23 protein-coding genes and 1 other annotated feature are annotated in these 21,761 nt (G+C 40.4%); of the genes, 20 read left to right on the forward strand and 3 right to left on the reverse strand.

Annotated features, from left to right (window positions below; genetic code table 11):
* The first annotated feature begins 1 nt into the window (after window position 1).
* The 5 genes from PHG22_01055 (at window position 2) to rplL (ending at window position 2,451) form a co-directional block, all read left to right on the forward strand.
* Window positions 2-343 carry a phage holin family protein gene (locus PHG22_01055; GenBank protein MDD5490367.1) on the forward strand — a complete coding sequence of 114 codons (342 nt, stop codon included), beginning with the start codon at window positions 2-4 and terminating at the stop codon, window positions 341-343.
* An 18-nt stretch (window positions 344-361) separates the two neighbouring features.
* Window positions 362-523 (forward strand): hypothetical protein, encoded by a 162-nt coding sequence (locus tag PHG22_01060; GenBank protein ID MDD5490368.1) that lies wholly within the window; start codon window positions 362-364, stop codon window positions 521-523.
* Window positions 513-1,199 (forward strand): UMP kinase, encoded by a 687-nt coding sequence (gene pyrH, locus PHG22_01065; protein ID MDD5490369.1) that lies wholly within the window; start codon window positions 513-515, stop codon window positions 1,197-1,199. Before PHG22_01060 ends, pyrH begins: the two co-directional genes overlap by 11 nt.
* A 168-nt stretch (window positions 1,200-1,367) precedes the next feature.
* Window positions 1,368-1,495 (forward strand) — a sequence feature (ribosomal protein L10 leader region).
* A gap of 9 nt (window positions 1,496-1,504) precedes the next feature.
* Complete coding sequence (rplJ, locus tag PHG22_01070) at window positions 1,505-2,020, forward strand: 50S ribosomal protein L10 (protein ID MDD5490370.1); 516 nt, start codon at window positions 1,505-1,507, stop codon at window positions 2,018-2,020.
* A gap of 26 nt (window positions 2,021-2,046) precedes the next feature.
* Window positions 2,047-2,451 (forward strand): 50S ribosomal protein L7/L12, encoded by a 405-nt coding sequence (rplL, locus tag PHG22_01075; GenBank protein ID MDD5490371.1) that lies wholly within the window; start codon window positions 2,047-2,049, stop codon window positions 2,449-2,451.
* Window positions 2,452-2,514: 63 nt separating this feature from the next.
* Here the strand turns inward: rplL and PHG22_01080 are convergent, their stop codons facing one another.
* Window positions 2,515-5,067 (reverse strand): hypothetical protein, encoded by a 2,553-nt coding sequence (locus PHG22_01080; protein MDD5490372.1) that lies wholly within the window; start codon window positions 5,065-5,067, stop codon window positions 2,515-2,517.
* 88 nt (window positions 5,068-5,155) lie between these two features.
* On the opposite strand from PHG22_01080, the gene PHG22_01085 reads away from it, so the two are divergent.
* From PHG22_01085 to PHG22_01095, 3 genes are all read left to right on the forward strand, one after another.
* Window positions 5,156-5,785, forward strand: coding sequence for a hypothetical protein (locus PHG22_01085; GenBank protein MDD5490373.1), 630 nt, complete (start codon window positions 5,156-5,158; stop codon window positions 5,783-5,785).
* Window positions 5,786-5,791: 6 nt separating this feature from the next.
* Window positions 5,792-6,202 (forward strand): hypothetical protein, encoded by a 411-nt coding sequence (locus PHG22_01090; protein MDD5490374.1) that lies wholly within the window; start codon window positions 5,792-5,794, stop codon window positions 6,200-6,202.
* 79 nt (window positions 6,203-6,281) lie between these two features.
* Complete coding sequence (locus PHG22_01095) at window positions 6,282-6,647, forward strand: hypothetical protein (protein MDD5490375.1); 366 nt, start codon at window positions 6,282-6,284, stop codon at window positions 6,645-6,647.
* 53 nt (window positions 6,648-6,700) lie between these two features.
* Here PHG22_01095 and PHG22_01100 read toward each other — a convergent pair whose 3' ends face one another.
* Window positions 6,701-7,081, reverse strand: a complete 381-nt coding sequence (locus PHG22_01100) for a hypothetical protein (GenBank protein ID MDD5490376.1) — start codon at window positions 7,079-7,081, stop codon at window positions 6,701-6,703.
* Window positions 7,082-7,249: 168 nt separating this feature from the next.
* Here PHG22_01100 and PHG22_01105 point away from each other — a divergent pair, with 168 nt between their 5' ends.
* Window positions 7,250-8,734 (forward strand): glycosyltransferase family 2 protein, encoded by a 1,485-nt coding sequence (locus tag PHG22_01105; GenBank protein ID MDD5490377.1) that lies wholly within the window; start codon window positions 7,250-7,252, stop codon window positions 8,732-8,734.
* Window positions 8,735-8,745: 11 nt separating this feature from the next.
* On the opposite strand, the gene PHG22_01110 is transcribed toward PHG22_01105, so the two are convergent.
* Window positions 8,746-8,955 carry a hypothetical protein gene (locus PHG22_01110; protein MDD5490378.1) on the reverse strand — a complete coding sequence of 70 codons (210 nt, stop codon included), beginning with the start codon at window positions 8,953-8,955 and terminating at the stop codon, window positions 8,746-8,748.
* 53 nt (window positions 8,956-9,008) lie between these two features.
* Between PHG22_01110 and PHG22_01115 the strand changes: the two genes are divergently transcribed.
* The 11 genes from PHG22_01115 (at window position 9,009) to PHG22_01165 (ending at window position 21,752) form a co-directional block, all read left to right on the forward strand.
* Window positions 9,009-10,019: a glycosyltransferase family 2 protein gene (locus PHG22_01115; protein MDD5490379.1), complete on the forward strand. Its 1,011-nt coding sequence runs from the start codon at window positions 9,009-9,011 to the stop codon at window positions 10,017-10,019.
* Between the two features lie 640 nt (window positions 10,020-10,659).
* The gene (locus tag PHG22_01120; protein MDD5490380.1) at window positions 10,660-11,472 is read left to right on the forward strand and encodes a glycosyltransferase family 2 protein; all 813 of its coding nucleotides are present in this window, start codon (window positions 10,660-10,662) and stop codon (window positions 11,470-11,472) included.
* On the forward strand, window positions 11,462-13,507 hold the full coding sequence (locus PHG22_01125; GenBank protein ID MDD5490381.1) for a DUF4012 domain-containing protein: 2,046 nt from the start codon (window positions 11,462-11,464) through the stop codon (window positions 13,505-13,507). The genes PHG22_01120 and PHG22_01125 overlap by 11 nt, the downstream gene beginning before the upstream one ends.
* An 18-nt stretch (window positions 13,508-13,525) precedes the next feature.
* Complete coding sequence (locus PHG22_01130; GenBank protein MDD5490382.1) at window positions 13,526-14,533, forward strand: rod shape-determining protein; 1,008 nt, start codon at window positions 13,526-13,528, stop codon at window positions 14,531-14,533.
* Window positions 14,533-15,648 carry a glycosyltransferase family 1 protein gene (locus tag PHG22_01135; GenBank protein ID MDD5490383.1) on the forward strand — a complete coding sequence of 372 codons (1,116 nt, stop codon included), beginning with the start codon at window positions 14,533-14,535 and terminating at the stop codon, window positions 15,646-15,648. Before PHG22_01130 ends, PHG22_01135 begins: the two co-directional genes overlap by 1 nt.
* Window positions 15,649-15,655: 7 nt before the next feature.
* Entirely contained in the window at window positions 15,656-16,333 is a 678-nt protein-coding gene (locus PHG22_01140; GenBank protein ID MDD5490384.1) for a hypothetical protein, read from the forward strand.
* Window positions 16,290-17,357 carry a DNA polymerase III subunit delta' gene (holB, locus tag PHG22_01145; protein ID MDD5490385.1) on the forward strand — a complete coding sequence of 356 codons (1,068 nt, stop codon included), beginning with the start codon at window positions 16,290-16,292 and terminating at the stop codon, window positions 17,355-17,357. Before PHG22_01140 ends, holB begins: the two co-directional genes overlap by 44 nt.
* Before the next feature lie 18 nt (window positions 17,358-17,375).
* Window positions 17,376-18,434: a YCF48-related protein gene (locus PHG22_01150; protein MDD5490386.1), complete on the forward strand. Its 1,059-nt coding sequence runs from the start codon at window positions 17,376-17,378 to the stop codon at window positions 18,432-18,434.
* 12 nt (window positions 18,435-18,446) lie between these two features.
* Complete coding sequence (gene frr, locus PHG22_01155) at window positions 18,447-19,001, forward strand: ribosome recycling factor (protein ID MDD5490387.1); 555 nt, start codon at window positions 18,447-18,449, stop codon at window positions 18,999-19,001.
* A gap of 3 nt (window positions 19,002-19,004) precedes the next feature.
* On the forward strand, window positions 19,005-20,474 hold the full coding sequence (locus PHG22_01160; GenBank protein ID MDD5490388.1) for a glycine--tRNA ligase: 1,470 nt from the start codon (window positions 19,005-19,007) through the stop codon (window positions 20,472-20,474).
* Window positions 20,475-21,752 (forward strand): pitrilysin family protein, encoded by a 1,278-nt coding sequence (locus PHG22_01165; protein MDD5490389.1) that lies wholly within the window; start codon window positions 20,475-20,477, stop codon window positions 21,750-21,752.
* Window positions 21,753-21,761 lie beyond the last annotated feature (9 nt).

The raw sequence follows: 21,761 nt of genomic DNA on the forward strand, positions 1-21,761 counted from the left end.
TATGAAATTATTTTTGCGCTGGATGATTTACGCCGCCGCCCTTATTTTAGCGGCTTATTTGATTCCCGGCGTGGCAGTAGCCAGCTTTTATTCGGCTTTGATAGCCGCCCTGATTCTCGGACTGATTAACGCGCTCATCCGGCCGCTGGTTATTATTCTGACTTTGCCCATAAATATCTTGAGTCTGGGGATTTTTACTTTTATTATCAATGCCCTGATGTTGTGGTTAGCCAGCACTATGGTTAAAGGTTTTTATATAGCGGATTTTGGTTCAGCTCTGTGGGCGGCCTTGCTTTTGTGGATTATTTCTTTAGCTGTTAATTGGATTTTTAAAGAAGATTAAAATTATTTGCCGTTGATTATGAAAAACCATTCGCGCCGAAATTTAAACAAAAAAGAGGTCGCTTATCGGATGCCGTCGCGTTTTTTGGCCAATAAGCCCCAAAAAGCGAGTTTGCCGGTTGAAGAAACACCGCACAAAGGGAGCAGAGAAAAGAAAGAGAGAATAAAATATGCCATCTAAAAAAGTAGTTATTTCCCTGGGCGGTTCTTTGGTGTATACCAAGTCGGGGATTGATGACAATTTTTTGAGAAAATTCAGAAATTTTATAGTTGCGCAAACTAAGAGAAACGTGAAATTCATTATTGTCGTCGGTGGCGGAGTTTTAGCGCGAAACTATCAGGAGGTTGTCAGAAAGATAAAAACCGCCAGCGATGTTGACCTTGATTGGGCGGGGATAATGGCGACGCGAGCCAATGCTTCGTTAGTGAAAATCGCCCTCGGTAATTTATGCGAAGACCAAATAGCCATTAATCTTAATGGCACGATAAAATGGTCTAAAAAAGTTTTGGTAGCCGCCGGCTGGAAACCGGGGTGGTCAACAGATTATGATGCCGTATATTTAGCAGACAAATTTAAAATTAAAACCGTTGTTAATTTATCCAATGTTGATTTTATTTACGATAAAAATCCCCTGAAATATAAAACCGCCCGCCCCCAAAAAGAGTTGTCATGGAGAGAATATCTGAAAATAGTCGGGAATAAATGGGTGCCGGGGTCCAATCTGCCGTTTGACCCCATTGCCAGCCAGTTGGGGAAAAAGAAAAAAATAAGAGCGGTGTTTTTAAATGGCCGGAATTTTGTTAATTTAGAAAGATGTTTGGGCGGGAAAAGTTTCAAGGGGTCGGTAATTAAATAGATGACTGGTCGGGCGAAATTTAAGCCGGGGGTTGATTATAGCGTCTAAAATGACGCTTTTTTAAATCGCTTGACCCGTTGGTCGCGACCGATGGGTCTTGACCAGTCAGTCGCGACTGACTGGTCTTGACAGATTTTTAGGGTTTGTTATAATAAGTTAAAAGTTAATAATTTAGTTAATTTTTAACCACAGACAGCGGGGTCCCGAGCGTTCGGGATTAAACCCAAACCCTGCCGAGGTTAGCAGAAGATATTCTTAGTATCTGTGGTTTTTCCGCAGATTTTTTATTTTTAATCCATAAAAATATGCCCAAAACTAAACAAAAAAAACAGGAAATTTTAAAAAGTTTTAAAGATAAATTAGCCACCGCTAAAGCGGTTGTTTTTGCCAAATTTACCGGTTTAACCGTTAAGGACATAACTGATTTACGCAATAAATGCCGCAAGGAGGGGGTTTTTTACGGCGTAGCCAAAAAGACCTTGTTAAAGAAAGCTTTAGATGAGGCCGGCTTTAATCTTCCCTTAGACGGTGAAATTGCCGTGGCTTTTTCCGAAAAAGACGAAGTAGCCGCTGCTAAGATTTTAGACATTTTTGCCAAAGACCACGAGCAGGTTAAATTTTTATCCGGTATTTTAGAAAATAAGATTTTGACCGCCGAAGAAGTCAAAGGTCTTGCCAAGTTGCCTTCAAAGAAAGAATTATTGGCTAAAATGGTAGGCAGTATTCAGGCTCCGGTGAGCGGGTTTGTCAATGTTCTCGCGGGTAATTTACGCGGTTTAGCGAACGTGCTCAACGCTATTAAAAATCAAAAAACTAATTAATCATATAATTAACTAACAAAAAACATATGAGCGAAGAAAAAAAAGAAGTTATTGTTCCCGAAAAGTTTAAATCTTTAGTTGGGGAAATCGAAAAAATGTCCGTTTTGGATTTAGCTGAGCTGGTTAAAATTTTAGAAGACAAGTTCGGCGTTTCCGCCGCCGCTCCGGTGGCGATGGTCGGCGCTATGCCGGGAGCCGCCGCTCCGGCCGTGGAAGAAAAAGATTCCTTTAATGTGGAATTAACTGAATCTGGCGCCAATAAGATTGCCGTTATCAAGGCGGTTCGTGAAGTTACTGGTCTTGGTCTAAAAGATGCTAAAGATATGGTTGATGGAGCCCCGAAGGTTGTTAAAGAAGGAGTCGCTAAAGCCGATGCTGAAACAATGAAGAAGAAATTGGAAGAAGCCGGCGCCAAAGTGGCCCTGAAATAAGATTGTTAATAAAGTTTACAATTCAAAAACTCTCCCGAATACTCGGGAGAGTTTTTGAATTGGTTATTTTAAGTGAGTAGCATTAATACTGTAAATTTGCGTTCCGTTTAGCAGGTAGATTTTTTTTAATGTTTCATCAACGGTAAAATCTTTCAGGTCGTTAAATTTGTCGGAATAATATTGAACCGTCAGCTTTCCGTTTTTATCAAAAACAAGCAATCTTTTCTCTGGGGGTTCAAGAACATAGAGGTAGCTTGACTTTGCGGAAGTCCATAATTTAGAAGGATTGGCCCAAGCGGGGTCAGGCAGAGTTGGTTCAAATTTTTGTTTATAGCCGCTTAGAAATTTTAATATTTCGCCGTTATTTTTGAGTACATAGGCGCCGCCGTCTACCGCGAAAGAAACGAGGCCGTCAAGGTTTACCGTTTCATCTTTTATCCAGGCATTGCCGCGGGCGTATCCGTCCAAAGCTTCATTGTGGCGGAAAATCTGGCGATTAAAAGTATCCAATAAGTAAAGTCTATTATTATAGAGAGACATTTCTTTAATATCCGCGCTGCTGTTATTTAGGTTAATAGCTACATCTTTGAGGGTATTATCTTTGATGTTTAATTCTACGAGGCTGCGGTTACTGCGGTAAAAAAGGATTGTGTTTTCATTTTTATTTATAGCTAAATTAAGATGCCCGAGTGAAGTAGAGCTTTCTTTTAAAATATCAATCGTATTTTCCGCTCCGAGATTGAGCCGATAGATCACGTTATTAAAGGGGTTAAAAGTGAAAAGTTTATTGCCGCTGGCAATAATTTTAAATAATTGAATCGTCGGGTCAACGGTTTTAAAATCAGCTACTACTATTGGGGCAGAGATGTTTTCCACCTTTCTCAATTTTTCCAATAAGACATTTAGCTCATCAAGAAGATTAGATTTTGTTTCCCTTTGTTTTTTTTGCCCAGCAGGGAGGGTTTCAACCAATTTTTTCGCTTCCCAAAGCAAGCCCCGACCCTTATTTTCGTCGTTATAGATGATACTTGCTTCGGCGGCGTTTTTCTTATTTTCTATTTCTTGCAATTGGTCATTGTAGGCGATTGCAGATTCTTCACTTTTTTGTTTTAAAGAAAGAACGGCGATACTGCTAATAAAGAGTATCCCCAAGACAATAGTTATGATAAGCAAAATTTGGCTGGTGCGCGGCAATTGTTTAAATTTAAATTTCAGGTAATACAGTAATCTTGCGAATTTTTCCCCAAATTCTTTAGTTTTCGTTTTTAATTTTTCATTGTCAATAATATGGGCCGGAGAGAATTTTCTGATTTTTTCCGCATCAGCTGTTTTTTTAACGGTTTTTTCCATCCACAGCCAGCCATTAAAGAAAGAAATTTTTAAAAAGCCGGCCAGCTTAAATAATCGGCCGTAGACGTTCCCACATAAAAGGGCAATTTTTCCGGGTTTATTCGGGAGAATTTCAGTCAGCTCGGGAATTATTTCCGTCGCTACCGCATCCGCAGTTATTTTTTGCTCCTCCCCGTCAATAGTGATTTTTTGACTTTGCTCTAAAATCAACATTTTCTTTTCTTCTTCAATTTTTCTTTGTTCCAAGAGCCATTGCTGTTTTCGCAGTTGTCTGGTTTTTAATTTTTTTTGTCGGGCGGTGTGATATTCTTTTTTATATTCCTTGATTTTTTCCAGGAGTTTTTTCACGAAAATTTTGCTCCGCATATTTAAAATTCCAGATGTTCTAGATAAATTCCTCCGGATGTTCAACAATAGAGAGGGAGAGAGGAATTCTTTGGTTTTTTCTTCGGTGCCAAGGAGTTGGGCGATAGATGTCTGGGAGGTCAGTTTAGATGGCTGGTTTGAAGGTTTTTCCCTTTGGTCGCTTAATTTGGCCACAATCGCCGCCACGCTTACATTGGGGTTTGCCTCGTTAAGCAGATTTTTCAATTGTTGAAGAGCCGAAGTGACAGTTAGGGTGGTGAGCGTAGTTTTAAGTTTTTCCAAAGAGAAATAATCCAGTAAAGCGGAAGTGCAAAACAGTAAAGAATCTTCAGAATTGATTTTCCCGCTGATTATATTGGAAAAAATTCGTATAAGGTTTAATCTTTCGCTTTCACTCGGCGCGCCTTCCAGGACATTAAGCATGATGTAATCGTCATTTTTCTTTTTATGAATTAAAAAAGCATTGGTTTGGCCAATGTTTGTAAAATAAAGATATTTATTTTTAATAACCCCGATAAGAGCATTTAATTTTTCCGGAACTAAATCGAGATTCTGCTCTTTTATCAAATGAGTTAATTTTTGATTTATCTTTTGCAGGGATTCTTCAAAAATTGTTTCTATATTTTCCAGCCCGTCCAAATAAAGTTGGGTCGCTCCTGCCGGTTGATTAAGCATCAATTTATTAAAGGTTCCATAATAAGCATTTTCCATTTCAGCGATTATAGTATTGATTATCTTTTGGCTGTCTTTGCTCTGATAATTGATTTCGATGATACCAAAAAGATTCCCGAGAGAATTTTTTTCATCGGGAGTGATATTGGAAGTAAAAGCATAGCAAGTCGAACGACTTCGCGGGGAGGTGATAATTAAACGGTCAATTTGGACAGCGGGTCTAATCATTTTTGGGGTGGTATTTGTTATTCACATTTATTTATATTATAATATAAATAGCTAAAAAGTAAAAGAATCTTTGTTAATATCTTATTTTATGCTTGAACACTTATTTGGTTCAAAAGCCAGGGTGAAATTATTGCGCCTGTTTTTGAATAATCCGGATAAACCATTTTTTGTTCGGGAGCTTAGCCGTTATTTGAAATTACAGATTAATTCCATCAGAAGAGAATTGCAAAACCTAGAAACCATTGGCATCATTATGGTGGATAGGGGAGCGGCGGAAGAGTCGGCTCCGGGCAAGGGTAAAGGAAAGAAGGGAGGTAAAATAAAAAAGAGCCGCGCTAGCCAGAAGAAATTTTTTAAGGCGGACAGAAGTTTTATCCTTTACAAAGATTTAAAAAATCTTTTGGTCAAAGCACAGGTTCTTTTAGAGAATGATTTTATTAAAAAGTTAAAAAAATTCGGTAGCCTAAGTTATTTGGCTTTATCCGGAGTTTTTGTCGGGCAGGACAATTCCTCGACCGATATTTTGATTGTTGGCAAAATGGATAGAAGAAAATTGAAAAGATTAGTGCGAACATTTGAGAAGGAGCTGGGAATGGAATTGCGGGTGACACTGATGGCGGTGAAAGAATTTGAATATCGCCGTAATATAACGGATAGATTTTTATATGGTATTCTGGACGGCAAGAAGATAGTTTTAGTAGATAAGTGGGGCAAATAAAAAGCTATGTTTTTATTTATTAATACAGCCGAAGAAGAGAGATTACTGGCGGGGCTGATTTCCGCTACTGGAACAATTTTGAAAGCCGCGGAAATTAAGGAAGGTGCGGAGAGAAGGGAATCGTTGTTAGGGTTGGTTGATAAATTATTATTGGCCAGCAAATTTTTTTCCGAAAAAATAAAAGGAATTATCGTAGTGACCGGTCCGGGAAGATTTAGCCGTTTGCGGTCAGCTGTTGTTTTAGCCAATACTTTATCTTTCGCTTTGGGTATCCCCGTGGCTGGAATGAATTTGGAGGAAGTGAAAAATCAAAGCGGTCTTATTAAAAAGGGCATAGCCAAGATTAAAAAAGGAGGGGATACGGTAGTCGCCCCTTTCTACGGCAAAGAGCCAAACATCACCCGCCGGAAATCTTGACACGTCGGTCGCGACTGACGTGTCTTGACAAATTCAGCTTTTTATGCTATATTATTTATATAAATAATAAGTTAAAATTATGAGTTTTGAATTTATGCCAAATAATAGTCAACAATCTTCAGGGTCAAGATCTGAAAGGCCAAGAATTGTAGAAGCCAAGCTTGAGCAATTATTACCTACGGCACAGGAGATGCTAGATGACCCCGATAAAATTGACACTTATATTAATATGAAGGTTGCTCAGTTAGACCCTGTGACCAAGGGGTTACTTAGCGAGGAAACAGGTAAAACCGGCATAAAAAAAGAAGATAGGTTTAGAGAAGCTATACGACGCGCTCTGCCCACTCATTTAGAGTCCGTGGAGAACTATGGACAAACTAACGAGGCTTTCGAAAAAGCAGTAAACAACGTGATAAGGAAAACCATAGAGGGTTTCAAGATGTAAGATTTATTAGATAAAATAAAAAACACTCAAACTATTTTTACAGTTTGGGTGTTTTATTTTTTGCATTCCAGTCGAATGTTTTTCAAAATGACACCCATATATTCCCGGGATTTTTCCTGGTCTTTTGTGGCAGTGATTTCTATTGTCAGGGCAATGCCAATGGAAATGGCCAAATCCTTGTTTATCTTTCCCCACTTTTCAAGTTCTCTCAGAAATTCCCTATAGAGATTTTTACCTTGGTTTTCTTTGTTGACCCGTTTACTCGTTTCTGGGGTTATGATAAGTTCGGTCGTTAAAATCCTTTGATTTTTGATTTGTTCAAGGATTTTTAATAAACACAGCATCACTTCTGGTTTATTAACAAAACCTTTATCTAACAGCGCTTGGCTAAGGATTTCAAAGATTACCGGATTTTCTACTTTGTACTTAGCCATTTCTTCCGCCACGTACTCGGTATTTCCCAATTCTTTCTCACCTCCTTTGTTGTCAAAAAGCTTGATTTTTAACCCCTGATGGGGCTGGTTGGGTTATCCAACGCCTTAACTTATCATAAAAAATAGGACTTGTCAAGAGCTTTGATTTTTGTTACATTTATTAGTGTTATGGCATTGACTGACAGGCAAAAATATCGTCTTTTAGAAATTTTCCCGGGAGCTCTGCTTTGGGGAGTTTTTATTTTATCAATCATCTTATCTTTTGTCAGGCCGATTTGGGTGGTTTACTTTATTATCGTTTTTACCGTTTACTGGCTTTTCCGCGTGACCTATTTTGTTTTTTACATGGTTTATTCTTGGCGGAGATATAAGTGCGAGGTGAATACCGATTGGATGGCCAAACTAAACGAACTTTCCAATTGGCGCGATTATTATCATATGATTTTTATTCCTACCGCCGGCGAGCCGCTGGAAGTTCTTCGGACCACCCTAAACAGTATCACCGCCAACGAGATGCCGCTTGATAAATTTATTCTTGTTTTGGCGGGCGAAGGTAGGAAGGCGGACGATTTTTTGCCCAAAGCCGAAATTTTAGAAAAAGAATACGGCCGCAAATTTTTTAAATTTATAGTGACGGTTCATCCCGACGGAGTGATTGGAGAAATCAAAGGCAAGGGTTCAAACGCCAATTATGCCGGCCGGGAATCTAAAAAAATTATTGACGGGTTGGGCATACCCTATGAAAAAATCATTGTTTCTTATTTTGATTGTGACACCTGCGTCCATCCGAAATATTTTTCTTGTCTGACTTATAAATACGCCACCCACCCCAATCCCACCCGCACTTCTTTTCAACCGGTAGCTCTCTATAATAACAATATCTGGAATGCTTTGTTTTTCACTCGTATCACCGCTTTCGGCACTACTTTTTGGCTGATGACGGAGCTGGCTCGCCCCGACCGATTATTTACTTTTTCTTCCCATTCCATGAGTTACAAGGCGTTGGTGGATGTTGGGTTCTGGCAGAAAGACATAGTTTCCGACGATTCCAGAATCTTTCTGCAATGTCTTATACATTACGATGGAGAATATTCAGTCGCGCCGATGCACATTCCTATTTCCATGGATACGGTGATGGCGGGGAATATTTGGGAGAGCGTTAAGAATCTCTACAAGCAACAGAGAAGATGGGCTTGGGGTATAGAGAATTTTCCTTTCATGGTTTATCATTTTCTGCGTAATAAAAAAATCCCGTTGTTTAAAAAGATAAAATATACCTGGAATCAAACCGAGGGGATGTTTTCGTGGGCCAGCGCTCCGATTTTACTTTTTGTTTTAGGACGATTACCCTTGCTGGTGGCGTCAGAAACAATTAAAACCGAGGCAATTATTCAGAATGCTCCTTTGGTCTTGGAAAAATTAATGGTCGCGGCTATGCTTGGTATTTTGGTTTCGGCGATTTTTGGGCTTTTGCTGATGCCGCCACCGCCGGCAGGAAAAGGCAGATATACTTATCTTATTCTGGCCCTGCAGTGGATTTTTTTACCGGTGACTTTGATAATATTCGGGTCTTTGCCGGCAATAGACGCGCAAACCCGCCTGATGTTTGGCAAGTATTTGGGATTTTGGGTGACGGAAAAAATACGAAAATAAAACGCGTCTTTTTAAGGCGCGTTAGTTATTTTTTTGATGGTTGAGAAAATAATGGATATACCGCCGATGGTTAGACCCAAAAAGATAAATCCTATGGGTATAACTATTAGGGGGTCGGTATTGCCAGGTAGAATTTCCCCTAGGCCAGTCGTAATCATTACCGTTCCCATGCCAGTCGTAATCATTAAAGACCCTATTAGTATTTTAAGTAAATCCTTCATAATCCCTCCTTTGTAAAGGTGCGATAATTAGATTGTAGGAAAATCTTAAATATATGTCAATTAGTCCAAAAATATTAATAAGTTTAGTAACCTGGAATAGTAAAAAATTTCTACCCTTTTGTTTACCCGCTATTTATAGCCAGACGTATAATAATTTTCAGTTAGTTGTTTTAGACAACGATTCTTCTGACGGGACAGCGGATTTTGTTTTGAAAAATTATCCAGAGGCGGAATTAATCAGGAACGGTAGAAACGAAGGATATGTGGCGCATAATAGAAATATAGAATATGGGCTAAGAAATATGGGAGAAGGATTTGAATATGTTTTAGTGATGAATCCTGATATTGTGATGGAGCTAGATTGTTTGGGTAAATTGGTGGAGGCGATGGAGGGAGGAGAGAAGTTGGGTAGTGTTGGCCCGAAGTTGAAGCGCTTTGAATTTGGCGAGGACTTGAAAAATATAGTTAAAACCGATATAATTGATTCTACTGGTTTAAAAATGTTCCGTTCTCGCCGAACCGTTGACCGTGGGGCCGGAGAAATTGATAATAGCCAATTTGATGGTCAAAAAGAGGTTTTTGGAATTTCCGGAGCCTTAGCGCTTTACCGTCTAAACGCCCTACAAGGGGTTAGGTTGGCTGAAGGAGAGTATTTTGATAAAGATTATTTTATGTATAAAGAAGATGTTGATTTGGCTTGGCGGTTGAAGAATAGGGGTTGGGGGGCGGAGTTGGTACCAAAAGCAGTTGCTTATCACTATCGCGGTGCCGCGGGTGGTGAAAAAGTTGGCGCAATTAATATTATTAAAAATAGAAAAGAAAAGTCAAAATTAGTTAATTATTATTCTTACAAAAATCACCTTTTGACTTTAGTAAAAAATGAGCGGTGGGGCGACTTTTTGAAAAATTTTCCTTTTATATTTTGGTACGAATTAAAAAAGTTTTTATATATTTTATTTTTTGAATGGCCGACTCTCAAAGCGATTCCCGAATTCTTTAGGCAATTGCCAAACTCTTTAGAAAAGAGAAGATTAATATTTTCGAAATATGCTAAAAATAAGTAAGATATTTTTTCCCCTGGCAGTGCTATTTCTAATTGGGTCATTTTTTTGGTATGTGATGGCACCATTTTTTTATTTTATTTATAGAATTGATAAGTTTATATTTATATTAACAATTTTACTGGTGATAGTTTTTATTTTTTTATTTATTAATAAGAATTGCAAACGATATGTGAGAGAAAACTTGGCCATATCAATATTGACAATATCATCAGTTATTTTGATATTTTTAACTTATTCTTTTAGTAGCTACAATTATTTTACACGAGAAGTGGGCATCATAAGAAATGTCTTTCAGTATAATTTGTCAATTGCAAATTATATTCTTAATAATCAGACAAAATTGTTATATAATAATTATTTTCATACCGACATATTATTTAATAATTCTAGTCGTATTACCGATAATATGTCAGATAAATGTCAGTACAAGTTTTTGGTTACTCTTTCTAAAATGGAGGGGGCTAATAAAATTAATGATTCCATCCATTTTATATACAATTTATTAATGGGGTCGGGGTGGAATACTAATCAAAAAAAGAATGCTGACCTCGCCTCAGACCAATATTATGAAAGTTTTTTTAATGATATAAAAGAGATACAGAGTAATATATTGTATTTAACCGAAAATTGTCATTAAATTATGGACCTCTCCATAGTAATTCTAAATTATAAAACCAGAGGATTTTTAAAGACCTGTATCCGCGGGATAGAGATGTTTAACCATGGGCTAAATTATGAGATAATAGTAGTGGATAACGCCTCGGGCGACGGTTCGGCGGAAATGATTAAGGAAAATTTTCCCAATGTTAAGTTGATTGAAGCGCCGGTGAATTTAGGCCACGCCAAAGGAAATAATTTAGGAATAAAAGAAGCGCAAGGCAAATACATTTTACTTTTAAATACCGACATTGCTCCGCTTGAAGGAGGGGTAAAGAATCTGTATGACTTTTTGGAAAAGACGCCGGATATTGGTTTGGCCGGGGCTAAATTATTAAATCCCGACAAAACGCCGCAACAGTCCTGTTTGCGTTTTCCCTCAAAACTCACGCCGCTTTTCCGCCGCACTTTTTTGGGACGTTGGTCTTTTGCTAAAGCGGATATAAGTCGTTATGTTATGGCAGACTTTTGCCATGATCGCAGCTGCCCCGTAGAATGGGTGATGAGCAGCGCCATTATGGTGAGGCGAGAGGCGATGAAGAAAGTTGGTTTGATGGATGAAAGGTTCTTTGTCTATTTTGCTGACGTTGACTGGTGCCGCCGGTTTTGGGAAAACGGTTATAAGGTTTATTACGTGGCGGAAGCGCCGATGGTTCATTATCATCGCCGCGAGTCGGCGGAAAACAAGGGTTTGGCCTCTGTGTTTAACCCCCTTACCCGCATTCATATTAAAGATTGGATTAAGTATTTGAGAAAATATAAAAATAGCGATACTCCCCAAATCTATGGAAATTAAAGGAGATTTTTTAAGACGCCATTTGATTTTTCCTTGGCAGCGCCGGCGCAGAAAGTTTTTTCAAATTGTTAAAGCGTTTTTTTTAGCAGTCGTGATTATAATCATCGCCGGAGGATTTTTTATTTACCCCTTTATCGGCACGGCGCGGGATATCTATGCTTTAGCCAAAGAGGGGAGAAATAATTTGGAGCAGGCCGAGGATTACGCCGGGAGATTAGATTTGGAAAATGCCGAAATTTTTTTAATAAAAGCGGAAAGCGACTTATCTGCGGCCCGGGAAAAATTTGCAAAGTTTTATCTTTTTAAAAAATTGCCGATTATCGGGAAACAAGTTTCCGCCCTGGACAATCTTCTGCTCACCGGCATAGAAACCACCTCGGCCGTTAAGGAAATCGTTTTGGTTGCGAAGGATATTTTTAAAACCGTTGAGATGGCTTCAATATTGAGCGGGCAGACTGATTTTGGCGAGGGCGATTTGTCTTTTGACAAAATTTCCAAAGAACAGAAAAAAAGAATTTTAAAAACTTTATTTGAGTCCTCACCGCAGCTTCAGGGCGCCAAAGCCAAGATAGACTTGGCGATGCTTTCCTTTAACCAGATACCGGAAGATGAAATTTTTTATCCGTTTAAAAAAGCGATTGAACCGTTGCGCGATAAACTTCCGGCGTTGCAGGAAACAATCAGTAAAGCCATTCCGGCTTCGGAAATTTTACCGCAGGTTTTGGGATATCCATATCCCAAGACATATTTATTTCTTCTGCAAAATAACCACGAAATTCGTCCCACCGGCGGATTTATCGGAACTTTTGGCATTGTCAAATTAGACAGCGGGGATTTGGTCACTTTTGCCACGGACAATATTTATAAATTGGATTTTTCGGTAATCAATACTTTGAAAGTTAATCCGCCCGAACCGCTTAAAAAATATTTATTGGGCCAGAACGGCTGGTTCTTGCGCGATTCCAATTGGTCGCCGGATTTTCCCACCAGCGCCCGTCAGGCAGAGTGGTTTTATAATCAAGAAATTCAGTCGCATCTTAATAAGGGAGAAGATGATATCTGGAAAGCGACGGTGGAGCCGAAAATTGACGGAGTGATTGCCATTACGCCCAATCTTATTCGAGACCTTTTAAAGTTGGTTGGACAGATTAAAATTGACGGGCAAATTTTTGACGCTGAAAATTTAGTGGAGGCCCTGGAATATCAGGTAGAAAAGGGTTATTACGAGCAGGGGGTACCGGATATCCAACGCAAGGAAATCGTAGGCAAACTGGCGGTGGAACTCAAAAAACGTTTATTTGAATTACCATCCTCGCGGTGGCCTGAGGCCCTGGATATCCTGAAAAAGAATTTAAACGAAAAGCAGGTTTTGGTTTATGATAATAGCGCGGATTTGCAGATGCTTGTTGATGAGAACAATTGGGGCGGGGCGTTGGTAAAATATGACGGAGATTATCTCTCGGTCATTGATTCCAATATGGCCAGCTTAAAAACCGACCAGGTGATGGCTCGAAAAATAAATTATACCGTCAGCGTAGAAGGAGACGATTTGATTGCCGAAGCGGGAATCACTTATACCAATAATGGCAATTTTAGCTGGAAGACAACTCGTTATCGCACGTATACTCGTTTTTATGTGCCGCAGGGGAGTGAGCTCATTGAAGTTAGGGGCGCAATGGAGAATGATAAAGTTAAAGATCCCGAAAGAAAACCAGGGCAAGCCGATGTTGGCGAAGAGTTAGGGAAAACTTATTTCGGAGCATTTGTTGCCGTAGAACCCGGAGAGACAAGGAGTTTAAGCGTGAAGTATCGTTTGCCCAAATGGGTAAAAACCAAATACGACCTGGGGCTGTATAAACTTTTTGTTCAAAAACAATCTGGCACGGAAGGACACAGTTTGACAATAGACCTTAATTTTGATAAAAAGATTAAGTCCTGGCTGCCGCTCGGATATTCTTCCCGCCAGCAAAGCGATAAGCAGATAAAGTTTATTTATACCCTGCGGCAAGACAGAGAATCCCTAGTGCAGTTTTAACATCAATTTCTAATTAATATGTTTATCAAAAAAATCGGAATAGATTTAGGGACAACCAATGTTTTAGTCTATATTCCTAAAAAAGGCATCATTATTAATGAGCCATCGGTGGTGGCTATTTCTGTTGTTGATAAAAAGATATTAGCTGTCGGCAGTGAAGCCAAAGAAATGCTTGGCCGTACTCCCGATACTATTATCGCTTCTCGGCCGTTGAAAGACGGAGTTATTGCAGATTACAAAACTACGGAAGCCATGCTCCGATATTTTATTAATAAGGCGCTTGGCGGAGTTCATCTTTTTCGGCCGGAAGTAATGGTTTCCGTTCCGGCGGGCATCACTTCCACCGAAAGACGCGCGGTGATTGACGCGACTATCGCCGCCGGAGCCAAAGCCGCTTATATTATTAAAGAGCCGATTGTGGCCGCTATTGGAGCGGATATTCCGATTGGCAGTGCTTCCGGGCATATGATTATAGATATCGGCGGAGGAACGGCGGAGATGGCGGTGATTTCTTTGGGCGGGATTGTCGCTTCTGATTCCGTGCGCATCGGCGGCAACAAACTTGACCAAGCCATTTTGGAGTATGTGCGCCGCAAATTCGGCTTGGCTATCGGTGAACGCACGGCCGAAGATATAAAAATAAAAATCGGTTCAGCCACACCCTTGGAAAATAAATTATCCATGGAAGTCAAGGGGAGAGATATGGTCTCTGGCCTTCCCAAAACAATTATTATCAACTCTGACCATGTCACCGAAGCCATTCAAGACGAGTTAAACGGAATAATTTCCGCTTGCCGGGAAGTTCTTCATAAAACACCCCCCGAACTATCTGCTGATGTTATGGAAAAGGGGATGGTTTTGACCGGTGGAACAGCTCTGCTCCGTAATATAGATATTTTATTGTCGCAGGCGACCGGAGTGCCGGCCTATGTGGCTGATGATGCCTTGCTTTGCGTAGCCAAGGGTACAGGCGTTGCTTTAGAAAATTTGGAATCATATAAAAGGTCAATATTAGCGACAAGATAATGCTCATCGGCATTGACGCTTCGCGCGCCAACAAAAAAGAAAAAACCGGGACCGAATGGTATTCTTACTATCTGATTCAAGAATTTAAGAAACTGAACTCCGAAGGGGATCAGTTTATTTTATATTCTAAAGAAGCTCTGTGTGACGGTTTAGAAAATTTGCCGCCTAATTGGCGTTCTAAAATTTTAACATCTTCTTTGCGCCGATTTTGGACGCAGTGGCGCCTGTCGTGGGAAATGATAAAAGACAAGCCGGATATTTTATTCGTTCCTGCGCACACCATACCGTTGATTCATCCTAAAAGAACCGTTACTACTTTACATGACATTGGTTTTGAGAGATTTCCTGAAATTTATAATTTTCAGGAATTAGCTTACCATCGTTTTTCCGCCCGTTTTGCCATTAAACACGCCAAGCGCGTTATTACTGTTTCCAATTTTTCGAAACAAGAGATGATTGATATTTACGGCGCCGACCCGGAGAAAATTTCCGTTGTTTATAATGGATATAATTCTGATTTATATAAAAAATTGCCGAAAGAGGAAGCTAGTTCCATATTAGAGAAATACAATATCAGTCAACCATACTTTTTGTTTTTAGGCAGATTGGAAGAAAAGAAAAATGTGGCGGGACTGATAAGGGCTTTTAATCTTTTGATGCGAGATGAGAGGTTTGGCGATTATAAATTAGTATTGGTCGGTCGGTCCGGATATTTTGGTTATCAAAAAATAAAAGATGAAATTTTTCATTCTCCGGTTAAAGATAAAATTTTAGAGCTCGGTTGGGTGGAGGAGCAGGATTTGCCAGCTTTTTATAATGGCGCTACAGCTTTTATTTTTCCCAGTTTTTACGAAGGTTTTGGAATCCCGATTACAGAGGCCATGGCTTGTGGCACGCCGGTAGTTTGTTCTAACCGCGCGGCTTTGCCGGAGATTGCGGGCGGGGCAGGAATTTTAATAGAACCGGAAAATTTTGAGGAATTTGGCCGGAAGATGGGGGAAGTTGTAAATGATGAAAATTTAAGAAGAACGCTTATTGAAAAGGGCCTGGAAAGGGCGAAATTATTTTCTTGGAAAAAATGCGCGGAGGAAACGATGAAAATTTTAAAGCAATAATTATTTTATGGCAGGAGGGGATAAAAAGTTTAATCGCCAGTCGATTCGTTTAAAAAATTATGATTATAGTGAATCGGGATATTATTTCGTAACGATTTGCGTACAAGGTAGTAAATGTTTATTTGGCGAGGTGGTTAATGGTGAGGTGATATTAAATAGTATTGGCGAAATGATTAAAAAATGGTGGCTGGAATTAGAAAATAAATTTTTCCGCGTTGAATTAGATAAATTTATTGTAATGCCGAACCATTTTCATGGAATAATAAATATAACCATAGGGATTGTAGGGGCAGACCTGCGTGTCTGCTCTAATCTTAAAAAGGGCGAACACGTAGGTTCGCCCCTACACAATCGCGAACACGTAGGTTCGCCCCTACACAATCGCGAACACGTAGGTTCGCCCCTACACAATCGCGAACACGTAGGTTCGCCCCTACATGATATTGTAAAATGGTTTAAAACAATGACGACGAATGAATATATTAAAAATGTTAAACAAGGCGGTTGGCCGCCATTCGATCGGAGATTATGGCAGCGCAATTATTGGGAGCACGTAATCCGTACCGAAAAATCATTAAATAATATTCGTGAATATATACTGAGCAATCCCGAAAATTGGAGTGGCGAAGCGGAGGATTTTAATGTATTTGTGGGTAAATTTATTGTTAAATCCGCCGCTTTATGATAGAATTCTCTATATGATACAGAAGGGGATACAATGGAACTGGAGGGTGATTGGCAATCGTAATATTGCCGATTTTTTACAAAATAACATTGCCAAAAACAATTTAGCTCACGCCTACCTTTTTGCCGGTCCGGAAAAAGTTGGCCGCAAGATTCTGGCCTATGAATTTATCTCTTCGTTATTTTGCGAGGATAAAAACGTGAAACCCTGTGGCAAGTGCCGGCAATGTCAGCAAATCGCCAAGGGAATCCATCCGGACGTTTATCATCTTTCTAAATTGGAAGAAAAAAAAGACATCATCATTGAGCAGGTGAGAGAGTTACAAAATAAATTAAGTTTAGGCTCCTTTTCTAACGGTTATAAAGTGGCGGTAATTGATGGCGCGGACTTATTGAATGAATCTTCGGCCAACAGTTTTTTAAAGACGCTGGAAGAGCCGACAGCCAAGACGATTATTATTTTGATAGCCGAGAAAGTTGATTTTTTGCCGGCAACAATTCTGTCGCGTTGTCAGATTTTAAAATTTTTACCAGTTAAAGAAAAAGAAATTTTTGATTATCTTTTATCCTTGGGCGCTCAACGCGCGGAGGCGGAAAATTTGGCGCACTTGTCCTTTGGCCGGCCGGGCCTAGCTCTTGATTTATTCCGCCAACGGGATTTGCTGGAAGAACATAATAAGAGAGTGAATGACTTTTTTCTCTTGTCTCAAGGCGAAATTTATGAAAGGTTTGAAATCATAAATAATTTGGCCAATAGCAAGATAGAGAGAAATGTTTTGGTTAAAAATTTGGACAGTTCGCTCGGGATTTGGGCGTCGCTTTTAAGGGACATGGCCTATATCAAGAATGATTCTCTCGATTTTATCGCCAATTTGAATGTCAAGGAAAAATTACAAAAACTAGCGCAAAGATACTCTTTGGAGAAAATTGTGGAACTAATGGAAGAGCTTAACAAAACCAGGGATTATTTGGAAAGGAACGTGAATATCCGTTTGGCCCTGGAAAACTTTGTTTTAAATCTATAAATTTTAAACATTATCCGTATGTCCAGTAAAAAATTTTTTTTACTTTTCTCGGTTTTAACTATCTTTGTTTTATCCGGCGCCGGTTGCATCAGTTTTAAAAAATCCGGGAATGATTTGGGCGTTTTTAGAAGCGGTGACAAGGGCGATAATTGGCAGCAGAAAGTGTCGGTGGCGCACGTGGGCGTGGCAGATGTTTCCATTGCCGGAGTGAATATCAAAGATTTTGAAATTGATCCGTCGGACAGCAACGCTCTTTACGCTCTAAGCGAAGGTCAGGGTATTATCTATACTTACGACAATGGAGACAGTTGGCAGTTGGTGAAATTTTTTTCCGGGAAAACAATTAATTCAATTGCCGTAGACAATAAAGATAAATGTAATCTTTATGCCGCGGTAGATAATAAGATTTTCAAATCCGATGATTGTAATCGCACCTGGAAGCTTATTTACGATGACCCGCGCGCGGACAATAAAATCAACGCCTTGGATTTGGATTCTTTCAATACGCAGATTGTTTATGCCGGCTCATCGCAAGGGGATGTTCTTAAAAGTTTGGACGGAGGCAAAAGCTGGAAAGCGATTAATCGGCTAAAAAGCTCGGTGGAAAAAATTTTGATAAATCAAGCCAATGATACGCGCGTGGTCTTTGTGGCTACCCAGAAGAATGGTGTTTATAAAACCGCCAATGCCGGAGAGAGCTGGGAGGAATCGCAGGATATTTTAAGGACCTACGGCGGCGGTTTGGAATTTCGCGACATGGTTTATCAAAAGAATAGTTTAATTTTAGCCACCAAATACGGCCTATTAAAAACTACGCTGGGCAATGAATGGCAGGCCTGGCAACCCATTAACTTGATTACTGCTCCGGGGACGGCTACTATTTATTCTTTGTCAGTTAACCCGCAGAATTCCGCGGAAATTTATTATGTGGCCGATAAAACATTTTATCGCACTGCGGACGGCGGGAAGACCTGGACAACCAAGGCGTTGCCGACCACCGGCGCGGGGACGGCGTTACTTGTTAATTACGCCAACCCTAATATGTTGTATCTCGGAATTACCAAAATAAAGAAATAAGTTTTAAATACTATGCATCAATTAATCCAAAAACACGAGGGGGAATTCGCCCAAGCCCTTGAATTTATAAAAAAGGAAGTTTCCACTATCCAAACCGGCCGGGCCAACGCCGCGCTGGTGGAGGATATTTCGGTTGAGGCCTATGGGGTCAGGACACCCTTGAAACAATTGGCCAGCATTGGCGTGCCGGAAGCGAGAACGATTACCATTGAACCCTGGGATAAAAATATTGGCAAAGATATTGAAAAAGCCATTAGGGACTCCGGTCGCGGGCTGAATCCGATAAATGAAGGGGGGGTGGTCAGAATAAATATCCCGCAGATGACGGAGGAAACGAGAAAGGATTTATTGAAATTGCTTAATAAAAAAATAGAAGAGGGGAAGATAAAGCTAAGGGCGGTTCGCGAGAAAATTCGCGAAGAAATTATTGCCGCCGAAAAGAGCAAAGAAATTACCGAGGACGATAAATACGCTTTGCAGAAGGAGCTAGATGAGGTGACCGGGGATTATAATAAAAAAGTGGAAGAAATTACCAAAAAGAAAGAAGAAGAAATCACCACGATTTAAATTATGGCAAAAAATAAAAAAGAAGAAGCTCCCGTTTCCGCTCAAAACGGAAAGATGGAAAAGATTGTGTCTCTTTGCAAGAGGCGCGGTTTTGTTTTCCCGGGCTCGGAGATTTACGGCGGATTGGCCAATTCGTGGGATTACGGCCCTTATGGCGTGGAGATGAAAAATAATATCAAGCAAAAATGGTGGAAATTTTTTGTGCAGGAACGCGAAGATATGGTGGGGATTGACGCCGCTCTGATTATGAATCCTAAGGTTTGGGAAGCGAGTGGGCATTTGAAAGAGTTTTCTGACCCATTGGTGGAATGTAAAAATCAGAAATGTCATAAACGTTTTCGTTGGGATCAGATAAAAGTTATGTACGAAGGGCCTCGAGCAGAATTAGATGAGCTTGGTCCAGATGAAGATATACTCGGTGCTTTTTGGATTTGTGAAAATTGTGGAACTAAAAACCTTGGCATTGAAACAAAAGGTAGAGAAGGTGATTTAAGAGGAAAATTTGATGTTAAACAATTTAATCTGATGTTTAAGACTTTTATCGGTCCGTCAGAGGAACAAGCGAATGTCGCTTATTTGCGGCCGGAAAACGCGCAAGGGATGTTCGTTAATTTTAAAAATGTTTTGAATACCACTCGTCGGCGTTTGCCTTTCGGCATTGCTCAAATCGGCAGGAATTTTCGCAACGAAATTACGCCCGGCAATTTTATTTTCCGCACGCGCGAATTTGAAATCGCGGAGCTGGAATATTTTATCAGACCGGAAGGTTGGGAAAAGAAATTTGAAATGTGGTTAGAGGACATCAAAATTTGGTGGCGAGATGTCATGCGGATTAATATGAATAATTTAATCTGGCACGAAATCCCCGATGGAGAACGGGCGCATTATTCTAAACGCACAGTTGATATTGAGTATAAATATCCTTTTGGTGTAAAGGAACTGCATGGTATCGCTTATCGCACAGATTTTGATTTGCGCCGGCACGAGGAAGTTTCCGGGGAAGATTTAAAATATACCGACCCGGAAACGGGGGAAAAGATATTGCCGCACGTGATTGAGCCGACGTTTGGCGTGGACCGCATGTTGCTGGTTTCTTTGCTGGAAGCTTATCAGGAAGAAAGCGCGCCAACGGGCGAAGGGGAAGAGGATACGCGCGTGGTAATGAAATTTCCCTCGTGGCTTGCGCCCATTAAAATCGCCATTTTACCTTTATCTAAAAAAGAGGATTTATCAAAACTATCGCACGAGATTTATAACGAACTGCGTAAAAATTATACGTGCGAATATGATGAGACCCAGTCCATCGGCAAGCGCTACCGCCGGCAGGACGAAATTGGCACGCCGTATTGCGTGACGGTTGATTTTGAAAGTTTAGAAGATAAAAAGGTGACCATCCGTGAGCGCGACAGTATGAAACAAGAGAGAGTTGATATTGCCGACTTGGTAAATATTTTTCAAGATAAGTTAAAATAGATGTACGAGAAAAAAGTTTTACCCAATGGAGCAAAATTGATTTTTATCCCTCAAAAAGAAACCAAAGCAGTCACCGCTCTGGTTCTTTTTCGTGTTGGCTCAAGATACGAATCCGGAGAGTTGAACGGCGTTTCCCATTTCATAGAGCATCTGATGTTTAAGGGCACCAAGAAGCGTCCGACGACGTTGGCCATTTCCCGCGACCTCGATTCCATCGGCGCGGATTATAACGCTTTTACCGCTAAAGACCATACGGGCTATTATATCAAAGCTAATAAAGAAAAAGTCGGCGTGGCCTTGGACGTTCTTTCTGACATACTCTGGCAGTCAAAATTCAGCGCCGGGGAATTGGAAAAAGAACGGGGCGTGATTATTGAAGAAATTAATATGTATGAAGATACGCCGATGATATATCTGGACGATCTATTTGAAAAGAATTTATACGCCGGAAACAAACTTGGCCAGCTGATTTCGGGCCCCAAAGAAAATATCCAGCGGCTGAAGAGGGAGGAAATACTGGGCTATAAAAATAAATTTTATTCTCCGGAAAATATGGTGGTGGCGCTGGCCGGCAATATCGGCGGGGGAGACAGAAAGTTAGCGGAAAAATATTTTGGCAAAATTAAGGCCGGCGGTGAAGTCACGCCCACTTTTGAGAATTTTAAAATTTCACCAAAAAATTTCGCGGGTCCGGATGTGGCCATTTTTTACAAAGAGACTGAGCAGATTCATCTGGCTTTAGGGTGGCCGGCTTTATCGCATGATGACCCGAGAATTTACGCCCTGAATTTACTTGGAATTATTTTGGGTGGGACAATGAGCTCGCGCTTGTTCATTAATATCCGCGAAAAGAAAGGCCTCTGTTATTATATCAGCGCCGGCGCGGAGACCTATGAAGATACGGGTCATTTCAAAATCCAGGCCGGGCTTGATAAATCCAGAATCAAAGAGGCGATTCCGTTGATTCTGGCGGAGGTGCGGAAAGTTCTCAACGCCGGAGTGACGGCCGCGGAACTTGTTCGCGCTAGAGATTATCTTAAAGGACGGACGATTTTGGCGTTGGAGGATTCCAGCGCGCTGGCGAGCTGGTTTGGCCGGCAGGAGCTTTTGTGTAAAGAAGTTTTAACGCCGGAAGAAAAATTTGCTAAGATAGACGAAGTGGGGAGTAATGATATTTCGGCTGTGGCGCGCGAGGTTTTTCAGCCGGATTTTTTGCGGGGCGCGCTGATTGGGCCGTTTAAAGATTTTGGAGAATTTCGCCCCTTGCTAAAATTTTAATCCTTAATT

It is taken from the genome of Patescibacteria group bacterium (assembly GCA_028716045.1).
In the GTDB taxonomy this organism is placed as follows: domain Bacteria; phylum Patescibacteriota; class Patescibacteriia; order JAQUQO01; family JAQUQO01; genus JAQUQO01.